Source organism: Levilactobacillus yonginensis, assembly GCF_003946265.1.
In the GTDB taxonomy this organism is placed as follows: Bacteria; Bacillota; Bacilli; order Lactobacillales; family Lactobacillaceae; genus Levilactobacillus; species Levilactobacillus yonginensis.
This window is the reverse complement of sequence record NZ_RHNO01000004.1, coordinates 80,831-98,337: the sequence shown is the minus strand read 5'-3', so window position 1 is coordinate 98,337 and position 17,507 is coordinate 80,831. Positions and strand designations below refer to the sequence as shown.

Annotated in this window: 16 protein-coding genes and 1 other annotated feature; of the genes, 8 read left to right on the top strand and 8 right to left on the bottom strand. The window is 47.3% G+C overall.

The window, feature by feature from the left end; genetic code table 11:
• Positions 1-182 precede the first annotated feature (182 nt).
• Positions 183-1,040 (top strand): helix-turn-helix domain-containing protein, encoded by an 858-nt coding sequence (locus EKM87_RS03445; RefSeq protein WP_125681877.1) that lies wholly within the window; start codon positions 183-185, stop codon positions 1,038-1,040.
• A gap of 149 nt (positions 1,041-1,189) precedes the next feature.
• Here EKM87_RS03445 and EKM87_RS03440 read toward each other — a convergent pair whose 3' ends face one another.
• The 4 genes from EKM87_RS03440 to EKM87_RS03425 all read right to left on the bottom strand — a co-directional run bounded on the left by EKM87_RS03440 (position 1,190) and on the right by EKM87_RS03425 (position 4,287).
• Positions 1,190-1,669, bottom strand: coding sequence for a universal stress protein (locus tag EKM87_RS03440; protein WP_125681874.1), 480 nt, complete (start codon positions 1,667-1,669; stop codon positions 1,190-1,192).
• Positions 1,670-1,764: 95 nt separating this feature from the next.
• Positions 1,765-2,052, bottom strand: coding sequence for a hypothetical protein (locus tag EKM87_RS03435; protein ID WP_125681872.1), 288 nt, complete (start codon positions 2,050-2,052; stop codon positions 1,765-1,767).
• Positions 2,053-2,525: 473 nt separating this feature from the next.
• On the bottom strand, positions 2,526-3,779 hold the full coding sequence (locus tag EKM87_RS03430) for a replication-associated recombination protein A (protein WP_125682016.1): 1,254 nt from the start codon (positions 3,777-3,779) through the stop codon (positions 2,526-2,528).
• A gap of 43 nt (positions 3,780-3,822) precedes the next feature.
• Positions 3,823-4,287 (bottom strand): YueI family protein, encoded by a 465-nt coding sequence (locus tag EKM87_RS03425; protein WP_125681870.1) that lies wholly within the window; start codon positions 4,285-4,287, stop codon positions 3,823-3,825.
• A gap of 75 nt (positions 4,288-4,362) precedes the next feature.
• Between EKM87_RS03425 and EKM87_RS03420 the strand changes: the two genes are divergently transcribed.
• Both EKM87_RS03420 and EKM87_RS03415 read left to right on the top strand, forming a co-directional pair.
• A complete protein-coding gene (locus EKM87_RS03420) occupies positions 4,363-4,962 on the top strand; it encodes a DUF1054 family protein (RefSeq protein WP_125681868.1) in 600 nt (199 codons plus the stop codon).
• 80 nt (positions 4,963-5,042) lie between these two features.
• A complete protein-coding gene (locus EKM87_RS03415) occupies positions 5,043-6,083 on the top strand; it encodes an AI-2E family transporter (protein ID WP_125681866.1) in 1,041 nt (346 codons plus the stop codon).
• Between the two features lie 85 nt (positions 6,084-6,168).
• Here the strand turns inward: EKM87_RS03415 and EKM87_RS03410 are convergent, their stop codons facing one another.
• The 4 genes from EKM87_RS03410 to EKM87_RS03395 all read right to left on the bottom strand — a co-directional run bounded on the left by EKM87_RS03410 (position 6,169) and on the right by EKM87_RS03395 (position 8,699).
• Positions 6,169-6,573: a hypothetical protein gene (locus EKM87_RS03410; RefSeq protein WP_125681864.1), complete on the bottom strand. Its 405-nt coding sequence runs from the start codon at positions 6,571-6,573 to the stop codon at positions 6,169-6,171.
• A 66-nt stretch (positions 6,574-6,639) separates the two neighbouring features.
• Positions 6,640-7,101 (bottom strand): hypothetical protein, encoded by a 462-nt coding sequence (locus tag EKM87_RS03405; RefSeq protein ID WP_125681862.1) that lies wholly within the window; start codon positions 7,099-7,101, stop codon positions 6,640-6,642.
• 323 nt (positions 7,102-7,424) lie between these two features.
• Complete coding sequence (rpsD, locus tag EKM87_RS03400) at positions 7,425-8,030, bottom strand: 30S ribosomal protein S4 (protein WP_125681860.1); 606 nt, start codon at positions 8,028-8,030, stop codon at positions 7,425-7,427.
• Between the two features lie 198 nt (positions 8,031-8,228).
• Positions 8,229-8,699 carry a GAF domain-containing protein gene (locus EKM87_RS03395; protein WP_125681858.1) on the bottom strand — a complete coding sequence of 157 codons (471 nt, stop codon included), beginning with the start codon at positions 8,697-8,699 and terminating at the stop codon, positions 8,229-8,231.
• A 190-nt stretch (positions 8,700-8,889) separates the two neighbouring features.
• Between EKM87_RS03395 and ezrA the strand changes: the two genes are divergently transcribed.
• From ezrA to EKM87_RS03370, 5 genes are all read left to right on the top strand, one after another.
• Entirely contained in the window at positions 8,890-10,623 is a 1,734-nt protein-coding gene (ezrA, locus tag EKM87_RS03390; RefSeq protein WP_125681856.1) for a septation ring formation regulator EzrA, read from the top strand.
• 148 nt (positions 10,624-10,771) lie between these two features.
• Positions 10,772-11,917: a cysteine desulfurase family protein gene (locus EKM87_RS03385; RefSeq protein ID WP_125681854.1), complete on the top strand. Its 1,146-nt coding sequence runs from the start codon at positions 10,772-10,774 to the stop codon at positions 11,915-11,917.
• 20 nt (positions 11,918-11,937) lie between these two features.
• On the top strand, positions 11,938-13,155 hold the full coding sequence (thiI, locus tag EKM87_RS03380; RefSeq protein WP_125681852.1) for a tRNA uracil 4-sulfurtransferase ThiI: 1,218 nt from the start codon (positions 11,938-11,940) through the stop codon (positions 13,153-13,155).
• A gap of 739 nt (positions 13,156-13,894) precedes the next feature.
• Positions 13,895-14,404, top strand: coding sequence for a thiol peroxidase (locus tag EKM87_RS03375; protein ID WP_125681850.1), 510 nt, complete (start codon positions 13,895-13,897; stop codon positions 14,402-14,404).
• Between the two features lie 23 nt (positions 14,405-14,427).
• Positions 14,428-14,640: a binding site (T-box leader), on the top strand.
• A gap of 84 nt (positions 14,641-14,724) precedes the next feature.
• The gene (locus tag EKM87_RS03370) at positions 14,725-17,370 is read left to right on the top strand and encodes a valine--tRNA ligase (protein WP_125682014.1); all 2,646 of its coding nucleotides are present in this window, start codon (positions 14,725-14,727) and stop codon (positions 17,368-17,370) included.
• Positions 17,371-17,507 lie beyond the last annotated feature (137 nt).

The window sequence follows — 17,507 nt, the reverse complement described above, 5'->3', positions numbered from 1 at the left end:
AATCCCTTATTATTAGACTTAATGATAAAGGCAACCGGACTAGGCCATTTATATTCCGGGGTAGGAATTTAGCGATTATTACGTCTTATACTTAAAAATAATTGCCGCTCGCAATTTGAGTAATGTTCGGCTTTATCAGACAAACAGCCACTGCCAACGTTACCATACGCGAGGAGGAGCACATGCGATTATTAGGAAGTAAAGTGAAACAATATCGTAAACAAAAGAATTTATCCCAACAGGAACTAGCCGATGGTATCTGCACGCAGGCCACGGTTAGCTTGATGGAAAAGAAAAACAAGGTGCCAAGTATCAAAATTATCTTGCAGATTTGTCGGCGTTTGAACATCTCGTTAAGCGACGTCTTATCTGGTCTCGGAAGTGGGATGGACGAACAGTTCGAGGCCATTTCCGTGGCGATTCGGCGGGAAGATTACTTAGTGGCCGCTAGCCTCTTGGGTAAGTTAGAAATGACCAACGTTCAAAACTCATTTGACCGGGAACGGTATCACTACTACCGGGGCTTCGTTGAATTGGGAGCTCATCATCGGCCAGACGAAGCAATCTTCCACTTTAACCTTTTGTTGCACAAGACGTTCAAGATGCCTTGGGATCTCTATGCTATCGTGGGGAACGTGGGGATGGCGAGTGCCTACTTGTCACGACACGAATTGGATAAGGCCCGCTATTACTTGAATGAAGCCGTGTCCTACCTGGATGATTTTGAGTGGCATGACGAAGCCACTTTTAAGCGGTTGGTGTGGGCCCGCTATCAAATTGCCAAGATGTACTTAGAGTTGCAATTACCGCAACTGGTCATTGAGAGTGTGGAAGCGGCTTTATCCGCGGTTAAGCACCAGGCGTCACTTTACCTGATCGACGTCTTGTACGAAGTGAAGGGGCAGGCGGAACAGGCCTTGATGTCTAAGGCAGCCGCTAAGCGGAGTCTACTGATTGCGAAGACCTTGGCTTTAGTGACGCATAACGTGGCCTTACAAGAACGTTTGGCCCCAGCTGTAGGTTCGACCATACTGGAGTAACAGCTTAACTGATCTGAAATTAGACAGCTCGTGGGACACAATCCACGAGCTGTTTTTGTCGTTGTTAACTATTTGCGGGTGGTCATCGTAACTAGAGACAAAAAAAACACCGCTGCCAAAGCAACGGTGTTGGGTTTATCAAAATTAACTTAAGCTTCTGGACGAGAAACCTTAGCGGGTTGGTTGTCCAAGTCAGTCCGGACAACGATAACGTCGCAGACAGCGGTCCGAGTAACGTATTCAGTCACGGAACCAATCAGGAGCCGTTCAACGGCATTCAAACCAGTTGCACCGATCATAATCAGGTCAGTGTCGTTATCCCGTGGAACATCGCGAGCGATAATGGTCTTAGGAGCCCCATACTCGATAGCGTAGTCAATGCTCTTTAAGCCATCAGCCTTAGCATCAGCCACGTACTTGTCGAGCGTCTTCTTAGCAGTTTCTGTGACTTGTTCAACCATGCTGGTATCGAAGCTAGAAATGTTTTGGAAGGCCCGCGTATCAACAACGTGAACGAGATGTAAATCAGCATCGTTACGCTTAGCAACAGCGACCGCTTTCTTGAAGGCTAACTCTGCTTCGTAAGAACCGTCAACTGGAACTAAAATGTGCTTGTATTGTTGTAACATATTGTTCACCTCTCATTACTTTATACTCTTATCATACGTTATTTATCATGAAAAAAACAGCGAAATGACAAAAAAGGTGACAAATTTGTAAACGGTTACCCCTTAGGAAACCAATGTAACAGGATTAGTTGCAGGACGATAATAATAACAACACCTACTAATAGGGTGCTGGCTAGGAAGATGCTGTTATTGATGATGGTAGCGGCGGCTGCCACGACGCCTAACAGCATCAGAATAAGTCCGCCGACTGTGACGACCCGGCTGAGGGCGGGCGTCGTTTCCGGATGGAAGACTAGGAAGGGCCGGGCGCGGTGGCTGAACAGGTACCAGCCGATACCGAAGGCCAAAAGGGTGTAACAAATCATTAAAATCGTAATAGCCAAGAGATGAATCCTCCTTAAATATTTTGCATCAATCAAGTTGGGATTGCGTGGGGAAGTTGATCGTAAATCTTGCGCCAATCCGTAGAAAAGTTAACCGATCAATCACGTAAGTAGGTTTAAGTATACATGAATTTGGCGGGCTTGGGGCGAAGAAGTGTGAATTCATGAACAGTGATTGAAACTTCATGAAAATTGCTCAAAAAGAAAAGGACCATTCAATGGAATGGCCCTCAAAGCAAAGCTTTGGTTGATCTAAGTGGTGCCGTTAATTGTCCAGTCATGTTGACCCGCGATGACAATGCAGGGGGGAAAGCTAGCAAGAGCGTCTGACTTCCAAGTGAAAAGGCATGTCATGTTCTCAAGCATCTTGCAATCCCGTTTAAGAATTACTTGTTCGGCAACTTGTAGTGAGACAACGCGTACACCTTAGAACTACTTGTATATTAGCATACAAAAGATTAAATATCAATTTATCAATTTTGATTAGCAGCACGTAGCTTACGATACTGTTCAGCCAATTGGCTTTCGAACCGGCCGTTGGTTTTCGGGTGGTAGTACTCGGCGTGCTTCAGGGTATCGGGGAGATATTGTTGTTTGACCCAGTCCCCGGGGAAGTCGTGTGGGAACTGATAGTTGTTGCCGTGACCCAGCTTCTTGGCGCCGCTATAGTGGGCGTCCTTCAGGTGATCCGGCACGGCACCGTTATGGCCGTTTAAAACGTCGGCTAAAGCAGCATCGACCGCAGCGATGCCGGAGTTGGACTTCGGTGAGAGGCACAACTCAATCACGGCATCGGCCAAGGGAATCCGGCCTTCGGGCAACCCTAGTTGTTGCGCCGCTTGGACTGCCTGCACCGTTCGTGCAGCAGCCGGCAAATTAGCCAGGCCAATGTCTTCGTAGGCAATGACCATCAATCGGCGACAGATAGCTGGCAGGTCACCGGCCGCGACCAGTTGGGCCAGGTAGTGGAGGGCGGCGTCAGTGTCGCTACCCCGAATAGATTTTTGAAACGCTGAGATAACATCGTAGTGGGCGTCCCCGTTCTTATCGCCGACCAGTGCTTTACGTTGGAAGCAGGCTTCAGCCACCGCGAGGGTCACGTGAATCTTACCGGAGTCCTCATCGGGTGGGGTGGATTGAGCGGCCAATTCCAGGCCGTTCAAGGCACTACGAAGGTCGCCGTTGGTGGCACCTGCCATGAAGGCCAGTGCATCATTGTCCACCACAAGGGATAATTTACCCAGTCCCCGTTCCTCATCGTCAATGGCGCGTTGGAGGGCAGTTTGAATGTCGTCTAGCGACAGGGGGTGCACTTCAAAAATCTGAGTTCGGCTTCGAATGGCGGGGTTAATGTTGATGTAGGGATTTTCCGTCGTGGCGCCGATTAGGATAATGCGACCGCTCTCCAGGTGGGGGAGCAAAAAGTCTTGCTTGGTCTTGTCCAGACGATGGATTTCATCTAACAAAAGAATCACGGTGCCACTCATTTTGGCTTCTTCCGCGACGACCTGGAGATCTTTTTTGGTGTCTGTGGCGGCATTCAACTTACGAAAGGCGTATTTGGTTGAGCCAGCGATGGCGCTGGCAATGCTGGTTTTACCAGTACCAGGTGGTCCGTAGAGAATCATGGATGATAGTAATTTGGCCGCAACCATCCGAGCAATAATTTTACCCGGACCGACCAATGCTTGTTGGCCGACGACTTCTTCTAGTTTCCGAGGTCGCATGCGGTAGGCTAATGGGTGTTGAGCCACAAATGGGACTCCTTTCTCAGTGATGTAATAATTTATCGAGCCAGGAGGTCTTGGCAGGTGTTTTAGCGTTCGTAGTGGTCAGATCCCGATTAGCGGGATACTTTTTGGCCAACAAAATAGGATTTTCGTTGATGGCGTGGTCGCTGGCAACGACTAATCCCAAATCAGTGTCATTGACACCGTAAATTTCGTCTTGTTTGATGGTGAATTTTAAATTATGTTGGCTCGCCAATTTCATGTAAGGACCCAGATCAGTCTGTTCAATGTGACCGTTTAAGATGACCTGAAAGTCTGGGTGGGCGGAAATCTCAGTGATGAAGGCGTCCAAATTTTTCCGGTCGGTCACCTCGGCAATGGTCATCGCTAGTGAGACGCGTTCCCGGAAAGTTCCGAGGTAGTGACGCTGCTCGTCGGGGTTGATTTTCGGTGTGCCGTAGACGGAATTTTGTAAATGTTGTTCCATTTGACTCTTCTCAGCCATACAGTTCCCTCTTTTCAAATTAGTCTTACCAGTATAACATGGAATCAGAGTCACGTTTAGCAAGGAGGCCTTGGCATGTATCTGGATCAAGATTTTCACGTTTTTGACGACCCAACGTTACCAGGACGGTTGGGGAAGATTCAAGCTCAGATTGATCCTAAGTTTCTAGAAACGGTGGCGGACCTGCAGGAAACATTTGCGCAGTTGGCGGTGCCCATTTATGATCACGTTTCACAGCACCGGCGGCGAACCAAGAACCCGCCAACCGACACGTGGGTGGCCTTTAGCACCTCTAAGCGGGGATATAAGATGCTACCGCACATTGAAATTGGGTTCTGGGATGACCGTTTCTTTATCTGGTTGGCGGTGTTGCAAGAGGCCAAGAATCGACAGGCACTGTTGAGCGGGCTCAAAGAAGATCTCGTTTTACAATTGCCGACTGGTTTTGCGTGTGGCAGTGATCACACGGATAAGGACAGTGGGGTGCCGTTGAATCGGGAAAACTACCAAGCGTTGATGGCGACCCAAACCAACCGCCATGCTGAGTGGCAGATTGGGCGGAATTTTCTGCGTGGCAGTGACTTTTTCACCGGCTCGCCAGCGAAACAAACTCGCGTGATTCAGGAAACTGTGCAGGCTTTGTTGCCCGTGTACGATCAATTGATTCGGGTGTGAGTTGGCGAGGATATGCGTAGGTTTGAGACAAACTAAGCTTGATGGAGATCATGGCTTAGAAAATTTGAGGGGGAGTTTGTGTGTTTGAACTGATGAAACGGTTGTGGCGTAACCCATTGACCGCATTTTACATAGCTTTGGTACTGTTAATTTTAATTGCCTGGGAGGCCCGGGCATTTCTGTCACTGGCATTATTCACCATCATTTTTATTTATTTGGGGAATGCCGCGATTACTAGAATTGAGGGGCGCTTGCACCTGCGTCATCTGTGGGCGACTTTACTAGTTTATCTGGTGTTTTTGGTGGTCCTGGTGGCAGCTTTCTCCCAGATTATTCCACCACTGGTGTCGGAAGCGGCCCACTTGCCCCATACCATTGATAAAATAATTGTGACGTACCCGCAGTTACAAACGATGTTTACGAAAATGGTGAAGAATCTTTCCCAGAATGCGTCCGTCATCAGTAATGGTAAGACGCTGTTTACCAGTGGGTTGGGTCAAATCTCACGGTTTAGTTCGGGGGTTGAAACGATTCTGTTGGCCTTTTTCTTCGGGTTTATCTTTAACTTAACGAAGGGGCAGCTGCAGGTGTTTGCCCACGCTTTCACCAAGAGTCGTTTTGCCGGATTGTTCGTGCCCATGGGCCAATTGATTATGAAATTTGTTCAAATTTTTGGCACGGTTATCGAGACGCAACTCTTAATTTGTACAATTAATACGATTTTGATGGTTCTGGGTCTGTGGATCATTGGGATGCCCAGTCTGCTGATTTTAGGGATTATGGTTTTCTTCTTGGGATTGATTCCGGTAGCTGGGGTGTTGATTTCTCTGATTCCGTTAACCATCGTGGCTTTTGTCACGGGTGGACTGATTCGGGTTATTGCGGTCTTAGTTCTCATCGTGTTGATTCACTTGTTTGAATCTTACTTCCTGCATCCACGGTTGATGGCCAATGCCACCAATTTGCCGATCTTCGTGACGTTCATTACGTTAATTGTGAGTGAACAGATCTTTGGTGCGTGGGGCCTACTGGTCGGTGTACCACTGGTAGCTTTCTTATTGGACGTGTTCGATGTCCAGCTGAAGCCTAAGCACGTGGCGGCAGAGTCGAAGGATGCGTAATTTTCAAGATTAACACATAAAAATCCCTGCCAGCCGGCAGGGATTTTTATGTGTTAATTGGAAATCTGATGGGTAAGACATTCATTTAAGCCTGATCGTGATAGTGTTTGCCAGTCTTTAAATTAACGTAGTCCAAACCGTAGGCGTTGCCCCCATCAAATGTTTTTGATCTGAACATAGCGTAGGTGCCCTTGTGATGAATGGTGGGGAAGGCATGAACGTCCGTTGTGCGGTGTTGGTAAGCACCTTTGGTCGTAATGCCATAAAAGTAATTATCTTTGGTCGTATAGCCATAAAATTTGGACTTTTTATATTTCAGATGATACTTCTTACGCATCTGTTTAATTGTATATTTTGATTTATATTTTTTACCATGCCATTTGATATAGTGAACGGATGCTTGAGCATCTACGGGCGTCGTTGTAGTAGCGGTGAAAACACCACCAAGAGTTAGCACAACAACGAAAACCATTAAGGTTCGTTTGAACATTGCTAGGACTTCTTTCTTTAACTATGAGAAAATATACAGTTTGGAGAGAATGAATCTCATTCATGTTTATTTAATTTTTGTCATTTTATCTGCTTCATTGTAACGAATTCTTGAGGGGTGTTTGCAAAATGTGCCCGAACTGACAGTCAGTTTTTTCTTACTGTGTTTGATAACCTTAAGCGAGGGGTAACCGGCATAAGCTTTATCAAATTTTCCTCTGATAATAAAGTGCGTGCCCTTCTTAGTGTACTTACATTTTGAGAGCTTCATATTGTATTGGTAACCACTGAACTTAATGGTTGTTTTGTATGTATGAATTCCTTCGTACAAACGACTCGCGGTTTTGTATTTCTTGCCGTCGATGATATGATACTTTGGCTCAAGCTTTGTTCGATAAAAGCTGTGTTTCAAAAATGATGGGACACCTTTGTGCCAAGTGGCCGCTTGTGCATTGGTTTGGAGCAAGGCTCCTGAAAATGATAATCCAATGCCGATGAGAAAAAACAGTTTTAACTTTTTGAGACGCATAGTGATGGTCCTCCTTATATATTAATAACCTTATTCATGCTAAAAATAATAATAAGATATCTCGATTGATTGTGCAACTGTAAAATTGTTTCTGGGGTTTTCCTTTTGGAAGGAGTGTTATTACCTCAGGGAGGGCCTGCAAATATTTTATGTTTGGAAGGGAATCTAGGTTTCAAATACCATGGGGGCTGTTCTGCAAGTTTCACACAAATGGGGGACCGATTGGAGAAAATAGGAAATACCAATAGCCTAAGCACCTAAAAACAACAAAAAAATCCCCGCCAAGTGGCGAGGATTTTTTCAAACCAGTTAAAACCGAAATCTTAACGGTTGTAGTATTCAACGATAAGAGAATCGTCGAGTTCTGCATCGAGTTCTTCACGTTGAGGGAAGCGGGTAAGGGAACCTTCCAGCTTGTCAGCGTCGAATTCAACGTATTGTGGACGACCAACAACGGCTTCAACAGCGCCCTTGATGATAGCCATGTCCTTGGACTTTTCACGTACTGAGATAACTTGGCCAACTTCGACTTCGTATGAAGGGATGTCAACGCGCTTACCATCAACAGTGATGTGACCATGGTTAACCAATTGACGAGCTTGACGACGAGTCGTTGCCAAACCTAAACGGTAAACCATGTTGTCCAGACGACGTTCGAGTAAGATCATGAAGTTAGTACCATGGGTACCTTCAGAGATCTTGCCGGCACGCTTGAACAAGTTGTAGAATTGACGTTCAGTCATGCCATAAGTGAACCGGAGCTTTTGCTTTTCACGCAATTGCGTACCGTATTCAGATAACTTTTGACGACGACCTTGACCATGATCACCAGGTGCGTAAGGACGACGGTTTAATTCTTTACCAGTGCCGGAAAGGGATACCCCTAAACGACGGGAAATACGCCAGCTTGGGCCAGTGTAACGAGACATAGATAGTTCCTCCAATAAAATATTATTTGGAGTAAAATAAGCTGTTTATAAGTTTAGTATTCGTGCAGATTGCTTTGCAAGTTTCACCGTATGCAGCCGCAGGTTACTTCTTGAACCAATGGAACGGCAACAATCTGTTGACGAGCTTACCACTTATCGCTGCATTATTTTACACAACGACCAGTATAACCAGAAACCCTAGTCCTTGTCAACGTGTTTCAACAGAACCCGGGCAAACTCTTCAAGAACGGCTTGGTCTGCAGCACTAAAACGGTCCTTGGTGGGAGAGTCAATGTCCATGACGCCAAGCTTGGTACCATCAGCTAAGGTCAGCGGCACAACAACCTCGGCGTTGCTGGAAGAGTCGCAGGCAATGTGACCCTTAAACTGGTGAACGTCGGCAACTCGCTGCGTTGTTTGGGTCGCTAGTGCGGTGCCGCAGACACCACGATTATTTTCAATGTGAACACAGGCAACGTTTCCCTGGAATGGCCCCAAGATGAGGTCGTCGGTTTCTGGTTGATATAGATAGAAGCCAGTCCAGTTGACGTCATCTAATGTTTGCATCAATAGGGCAGAGGCGTTGGACAAATTTGCCACTAAGTTCTTTTCTTCATATAGCAGTGCATCGAGTTGTTCCGTAATTATGGGATTAATTGGGTCACTCATAGAAAGGCCTCCAAAGTTTAGTACATAAATTATTCGATTATCGTAAAAACAGCCAGAGAATCACGAAAACCTAGTGAAGCCCAAGTGTTACTTATGCTATAATCGAAATTAGATTAAATTGTAAAATTAACTGGGCTGTTTTGCAACCCGTGAATAAAACGTTGAAATGTGGATGAAGGATGGGGTCAATATGATAGGTGTGCTAATCGGAATCGTCATACTTGCCATCGTTGCCTACGTGGGCGTGCTAGCCTACCAGCAACGGGTACGGCGGCAGGTCGCGACGTTAACCGCAAAAAAAGAAACCATGGTGGCTATTCCCTTAACGGATGAGCTGGAACTGGTTGGGCAATTAAGCCTCACTGGCCAGTCCCTGGAGCAGTATCAACAACTTGAAGATGACTTCACCGACATCACTGAGAACCGGTTTACGCGCATCGATGAAGCACTCACCAAATTGACTGCTGATTCACGGGGAATCAATCTGGTACAACTCCGACAGGATCTAAACAAGGTCACCCTGTTGGTTAGCCAAACTGACGAACTCGTGCAATCGGTTCAAGCCAAATTGGCTAGCTTGCAAGAAGTAGATAAGCAACACCGGCAAGCCGTTCATGACCTGGAACAAAAGTACCAGGGGTTGCGGAAGACACTGTTGGCCAAGAACTTTGCGTTTGGACCCAGCATTGACGGTTTGGAAGAACGCCTCAGTCAACTGGAAGACAATTTTGATACCTTTACCCGGTTGACGCAAGAAGGGGACCACGAGCGAGCAGCCGATGTCCTGAGTCAGTTAGATACGGATACCGATGAGCTGGAAGATTTAATTAAAGCCATCCCACCATTGTATAAGGATTTAACGGTCGTTTATCCGGATCAACTGAAAGAATTAAAAGCAGGTTACGACCAACTGACCAGTCAGCACTTCCACTTTGGTGAGCAGGACGTCCCCCAAATGGTGGCGGACATTAACAGTCACGTGACTGAAAACCTGGAAACGCTGGGTGATTTACGGCCTGACGATGCCAAGGTCGTGAATGATCGCATTGCCAAACAAATTGATCAAATTTATGATTTGATGCAGACAGAGATCGATGCCAAGACACCGGTTGAACAAAATTTGGATAACGTGGCCAAGTTTATTGGGCACGCGCAAAATCAGAGCCACGCTTTGTTGAATGAGTTGGACCGGTTGAGTCAGAACTATACGTTGGATCACCAAGAGCTGGAAACGGCGCGTGAACTCAACGAGCAATTGCGAAATATTGATGGCACGTACCAACGAGATGTGCAGGATCTGACCGGCCAAACGGCGACGTATTCCATTATTTTGGAACACCAGCAGCAACAGGAAAAGGACCTGCAACAGATTGAAGAACAACAGGCTGACATCTTAAAGAGTGTGGCTGGATTGGCTGATGAAGAGCGGCAAGCCAGAGACACCTTACAACAATTTGATTTTGATCTACATAGCTTACGTCGTCAGGTTGAAAACTTGAATCTGCCCGGGATTCCCCAGGAGTACTTAGACTACTTCTTCGTGGTACGGGATGAAGTGGCCCAATTAGCGACTGACATGGATCAACCACAAATCAACATGGAACGGATTACCAAGCAACTGTTGATCATTCAAACGGATTTAGATACCCTTCGGGAAAAGACGGAGGATCTAATCGATAGTTCCCAATTGGCCGAACAACTGTTACAGTACGCTAACCGTTATCAAACCAGTCACGACAATGTGGCTGAGGCGAGTGAAAAAGCAGCACAGTTGTTTGAACACGACTTCCAGTACGCCCAGGCGTTGGAAACGATTGCCACGGTACTTGATGAAGTGGAACCTGGTTCTTACAAGCGTTTAGAGGATGCCTACTATGCCCGTAAAGGGACGGCTAAACCTAAGCGACGAACTGAAGAAGATTAACCAAAAGGCTTACCCAGACGGAAACACGGGTAAGCCTTTTCATTTATTTGCCCGGCGTGAAAAGCTTGTGGTTGGTTGCATTTGTGTTTATAATGAAAAAGAATTTCTATCGGAGTCGAACCAATAGAAAAAGATAAGAGGGTTCAGTATGATTTATTTTGATAACAGTGCAACGACCAAGGCAGCGCCTGAAGTCGTTGATACTTACGCCAAGGTCAGTGAACGTTTCTGGGGTAACCCATCAAGCCTACACAACGTTGGTGAACAGGCTTTCAATCTGCTTGAACAGTCACGACAACAGATTGCTGACCTCGTCGGTGCCAAGCTGAGTGAGATTCTATTCACCAGTGGCGGGACTGAGGGTGACAACTGGGTCATCAAAGGGACGGCCATCGCTAAACGCGAATTTGGGAACCATTTGATTACGACCGAGGTTGAACATCCAGCCGTTTACAACACCATGGCACAGCTGGAAACGCTGGGCTTTGATGTGACTTACTTGCCAGTTGATGAGAATGGTCGTGTGTCCGCCGAAGACTTGCGGGCTGCCATTCGGCCATCAACGATTCTGGTATCCACAATGGCCGTGAACAATGAAATTGGGGCCATTCAACCACTAGATGAAATCGCTGCTGTGATGCGCGACTTCCCTCGGATTCATTGGCATATCGATGCCGTCCAAGGAATTGGTAAGGGACTGATGGACCATATTTTCAACGACCGAGTGGACTTTGTGACCTTCTCTGGTCATAAATTTCATGCGCCACGTGGGATTGGGTTCATGTACAAGCGTCAAGGCCGAAAGATTGCGCCACTCATGACTGGTGGGGGACAGGAACGGGATTTACGTTCCGGAACTGAAAACCTCCCCGCGATTGTTGCAATGGCAAAAGCTTTGCGGCTATTACTGGACGATGAGGATGAAAAGGTTAAACTCCAACGCGAGATTCGCTTAGCGATTCTCCATCACGTCGAAAAGTTCCCCAACGTAACGATTTTCTCGAAGGAGTCGCCACTGTTTGCACCGCACATTCTGTGCTTTGCCATAGCAGGGGTTCGAGGAGAGACCATCGTGCACGCATTTGAACAACATGAAATCTATATTTCTACGACGAGTGCTTGCTCATCTAAGAAGCACATGGAATCCAGTACATTGAAGGCTATGAAGATTGACGACGGTATCGCTACGAGTGCCATCCGGATTTCTCTGGACGAACACAATACGATGGCCGAAGCCGAAAAGTTCAATCAAGTCTTTGATGAACTTTACACACAATTTGCAAAATTAAGCTAATTAACGAAAGGGGTCGCGCCATGGAATACAGCGAGATTATGGTTCGTTACGGCGAGTTGTCGACGAAGGGAAAGAACAAGAAAGACTTTATCAAGCAACTTGGCCACAACGTTCGCAAAGCTCTGAGTAAGTTTGACGACTTAGATATCAGTGCACAACATGACCGGTTACACGTTACCCTAAACGGTGCGGATTCAACAGCCGTTATGGCTCGCTTAAAAGGGGTTTTTGGGATTGAAAACTTTTCACCTTCTGTGAAGGTCGAGAAGGATATTACGGCCGTCAAGGCTGCAGCCATTGCCATGCTGAAGGAAAACTACCAGCCAGGAATGACCTTTAAGATCAATACACGGCGACAGGACAAGGAATTTCCATACGATACGTACCAGCTGAATGAACTTTTGGGTGATACCTTGCTGGATGCTTTTCCTGACCTAGTGGTTAAGATGAAGCACCCTGACTTAGAACTCCGAGTTGAAGTTCGGGTAAACGGGGTCTTTCTTTCCGGCCAAACGATCCATGGAGCCGGAGGGCTGCCCGTTGGAACCGGTGGCAAGGCCGTAATGATGTTGTCTGGTGGGATCGACTCACCAGTGGCTTCCTACTACGCATTGCGTCGTGGGGTCAAAATCGACATGGTTCACTTCTTCAGTCCGCCTTACACGTCGGAACAAGCCTTGGCTAAGGCTAAGGAATTGACGGCACGGTTAGCTGGGTATTCTGGTGGCATTCAATTCATCCAGGTACCGTTCACCAAGATTCAAGAAACCATCAAGGAACAAGTTCCTGAAGGTTACCTGATGACGGTTCAACGGCGCTTAATGCTCCGGTTGACGGCAGCAATTGCTGAAAAGCGGCACGCTAAGGGAATCTTCAACGGAGAATCTCTGGGGCAAGTTGCCTCCCAAACTTTGGAAAGCATGGCGGCTATTAACGATGTGACCTCGATGCCAATTCTACGGCCACTGTTGTCAATGGATAAGACGGAAATCATCAAGGTTGCCGAGGATATCGACACTTATGACCTGTCCATCCTGCCATATGAAGACTGCTGTACAATCTTCACGCCGCCGGCACCTAAGACTCACCCTGACTTGGAAAAGTCTCGGCGGTTTGAAAGCTTTATTGACGTAGAAGGCTTGATGAAGGAAGCACTCGATGGCATCACCGTTACAGAGATTCGACCAGGGGATAACTACCTGAATCAAAACGAAGACGTTTTTGCAGAATTACTTTAATATGAGTGTGTGACACCAGGCGGTTGAGAGCAACTCTCGGCCGCCTTTTTTGTCTGAAAAATAGGACGTTAAATACCAGTTAGGTTTGTTGTAATAACAATAGTTGCGTATAAATTAGGCAACCTAGTGTGCTTGATACAACAAGGGTTGGGGGGTAGTCAGACATAGTGGGAAATTTCCGCCTTACCGTTCGCCAAATTTGGACTGGAACGCGGTGGGCAGGACGGGACAAGCCAAAAAGCGGTCTTGTCCTTCGCTTGAAGCCGCAAAGCACGTCTCCAAGTCGCCATTTTCAAGAAGATTACTTGAAAATCCCACGGCTGAGTCCAAATGTGACTCACTCTCGGCTACCTGGTGGCGCGCCAATAATACTGAGTAAGTTCTGTCATTCAGGCATGTAAGTTAGCTTATTCTCCAAGAACCTGTTTAACCGGAGGTGGTCAGAGGTGGAGCCAGCTGTGTCGACGGTGTTAGCCGATTTTCGGCTTACAGCGTGGGACGAGTTTGGAGACTGGTGGTTTTTCCAGGCTTCAAACCGAGCCGAAGGACCGCTTTTCAGGCCGGAGGCGTTCCCCACAGCAGGCGGAATCTCTGAGCGCCGGAGTATAACCGATTTGTCTTTAACTTGAGTTTTTCGTGATTTTATATCAAAACGCTTGTCAGGACCCCCTATGTTGCGTGATAATTGAACCAACCAATCGGCATAGGGCCGATAAACAACTTGAAGGGGTTGATCTGCGTGGAAGTTACACGACTCGGCGATACATTTTCTCTCTCTGGCACGTTACCAGAAGTGGGGGATCAGTTACCTAAATTTAAAGTATTTGATCAGGAAAACACGAAAGTAAAAACGGCTAACTTGATTGGCAAAGTTACTTTGATCAGCGTTGTTCCCGACCTCGACACGCCAGTTTGCACGCTACAAACGCGGAAGTTTACCCAGCAGGCGGACCATTATCCAGCAGCGCGGTTCTGTACGATTTCTAACAATTCAATCGCAGAGCAAACCGGCTGGTGTGCTGCTCAGGGTGTTGAAAACGTCGACCTGTTATCCGATGAAGAGTTATCATTCGGTTACGAAATGGGTCTGTACGTTCCTAACCTAGGGAATTTGGCACGGTCCATCTGGATCATTGATGACACGGGTAAGATCTTTTACCGGCAAGTGGTCACTGAACAGAGTGACGAGCCAGACTACCTGGAAGCTATCGATGCCCTCGAAAAATTAGTTCCCCGAGTTGACGTTTAGGGAAAAGTTGAGTAGACTATCTAAGAATAGCTAAGAACAAGTCAGTAACGAGAACGAAGTTGTCTAGAGAGCCGGGGATGCTGGAAACCGGTCGCTTGGTTCACGTGAACGTAGCTTGTGAGCTGACAGACTGAAATGAAGTAGGCCTGTTCCGGAGCACTCTCCGTTAACAACGATGTTAAGTGGGGCATGAACGCCCAATTTAGGTGGTACCGCGAAGAATCTTCGTCCTAATTGTTTAGGACGGAGATTTTTTTGCGTCCATCCACTAACGTCAAATCAGAAAGGAATTGATTTCATTGGCAGACAAGCAAATCGACATGCCAACCAAGTACGACCCAACAGCCGTTGAAGCCGGCCGTTACCAGTCTTGGTTAGACGAAGACGTCTTCAAGCCTAGCGGCGACAAGAAGGCGAAACCTTACTCAATCGTTCTCCCACCACCTAATGTGACTGGGAAGCTCCATTTGGGGCACGCTTGGGACACCACGCTACAAGATATGATCATCCGGCAGAAGCGGATGCAAGGCTTTGATACGCTCTGGATTCCAGGGATGGACCACGCCGGTATCGCCACACAAGCCAAGGTGGAAGCCCGGTTACGCGAACAAGGTATTACGCGTTACGACTTAGGTCGGGAAAAATTTGTGGACAAGGTTTGGGAATGGAAGGACGAATATGCCGCTACCATCCACAAGCAATGGGCCAAGATGGGTCTTTCCATGGACTACTCTCGTGAACGGTTTACGTTGGACGATGGTCTTTCAGATGCTGTTAAGAAGGTCTTCGTGACCCTCTACAAGAAGGGCTTAATCTACCGTGGGGAATACATCATCAACTGGGATCCCCAAGCACGGACGGCATTGTCCGACATTGAAGTGATCCATAAGGATGACAAGGGTGCGTTCTACCACGTGAAGTACCCATTTGCTGATCCTGACTTCACCTTTAACGGCAAGCATTACATTGAAATTGCGACGACCCGTCCTGAAACGATGATGGGTGATACGGCCGTTGCCGTGAACCCCGATGATGACCGGTACAAAGAACTCGTGGGCAAGGAAGTGGTCTTACCACTGGCTCACCGCAATATTCCAATCATTGCTGACCAATATGTAGACATCGATTTTGGAACTGGGATGGTTAAAATTACGCCAGCCCACGACCCTAATGACTTCTTAGTTGGGAATCGGCATAACCTGGAACGAATCAACACCATGAACGAAGACGCAACGATGAACGCCCGTGCTGGCAAGTATGAAGGTATGGATCGGTTTGAAGCACGGAAGGCCATGGTTGCCGATTTGGACGAAGAGGGTGTCTTGATCAAAGTTGACCCAATCGTCCATTCCGTTGGTCACTCAGAACGGACTGGGGTTCAGGTTGAAGCACGGCTTTCCACACAATGGTTCGTGAAGATGAAGCCATTGGCTGAAGCTGCCATCAAGAATCAAGAAGGCGACAACGCCGTAGACTTCGTACCAGAACGGTTCGAACATACCTTTACGCAATGGATGGAAAACGTCCATGATTGGGTTATCTCACGGCAACTCTGGTGGGGTCACCGGATCCCAGCCTGGTACAACAAGAAGACTGGTGAAGTTTACGTTGACGAACAGGCACCTAAGGATCCCGAAAACTGGGAACAAGATCCCGATGTTTTGGATACTTGGTTCTCTAGTGCCCTGTGGCCATTTTCTACGATGGGTTGGCCAGATGAAAATAGTGCCGACTTTAAGCGCTACTTCCCAACGGACACGTTAGTTACTGGTTACGATATCATCTTCTTCTGGGTTTCCCGGATGATCTTCCAAAGTCTTGAATTTACGGGTAAGAAGCCGTTCAAACACGTCTTGCTACACGGCTTGATTCGGGATGAAGAGGGTCGCAAGATGAGTAAGTCCCTGGGTAACGGAATCGATCCAATGGACGTCATCGACAAGTACGGGGCCGATGCTTTACGGTGGTTCCTGTCTACTGGGTCGACCGCGGGCCAAGATGTTCGGTTCAGTTACAAGAAGATGGATGCTTCCTGGAACTTCATCAACAAGATTTGGAACGCCAGCCGTTACGTTATCATGAACTTAGGTGACAACACGAAGCCGGTTGTCCCTGATGCGAGTCAATGGGATTTAACTGACAAATGGATTTTGAGTCGGTTGAACGACACCGTTAAGCACGTCACCGAAATGTTCGACAAGTTCGAATTCGGTGAAGCTGGCCGGGCCCTTTACAACTTCATCTGGAACGACTTCTGTGACTGGTATATCGAAATGAGTAAGGAAGTCTTGACTGGTGATGACGAAGCCGCAAAGGGGCCTAAGCAGGACCTGTTGGCTTACGTGCTGGATCAGACTCTGCGTCTGTTACAACCAATCATGCCATTTGTGACTGAAGCCATTTGGCAAGCAATGCCACACGAAGGCCATTCTCTGGTAACGGCGGCTTACCCAGTCGACCATCCAGAATTTGACAATCCAACGGCAGAAGCTGACATGACCAGTCTGATTGACTTGATCAAGGCTGTGCGGAACATTCGGGCAGAAGCCAACGCCCCAATGTCTACACCAATTGACCTGCAAATCAAGACACAGAACGCCCAATTACAAAGTGTCTTCGAGAATAACCGTGATTACATTGACCGGTTCGTTCATCCTAAGGACTTTGCAATTGGGGCCGACCTGGTTGCACCAAAGCTGTCGATGACTTCCGTGATCACCGATGCTGAAGTTTCCGTACCGTTAGCCGAACTGGTTGATTTAAACGATGAAGCTGCGCGGTTGGATAAGGAAGTTGCTAAGTTTACGGCAGAAGTTGACCGGGCTACTAAGAAATTAGGCAACGAACGCTTTGTGGCCAACGCGCCAGAAGACGTGGTGAACGCCGAACGTGAAAAACAAGCTGATAACGAAAAGAAGTTAGCTGCAACGCAACAACGTTTAGCTGACATTAAAGCACAACTTTAAAACATCTTGAATCGGCTTTGGCCGGTGAATAAGGTTTGATGACGATGTGATTCCTCTGATGGGGGACCACATCGTTTTTTGGTGTTGTGAGGAGTGTCTACTTAAATTAACGAAATCGGCGTCGGATTTGTCACCCG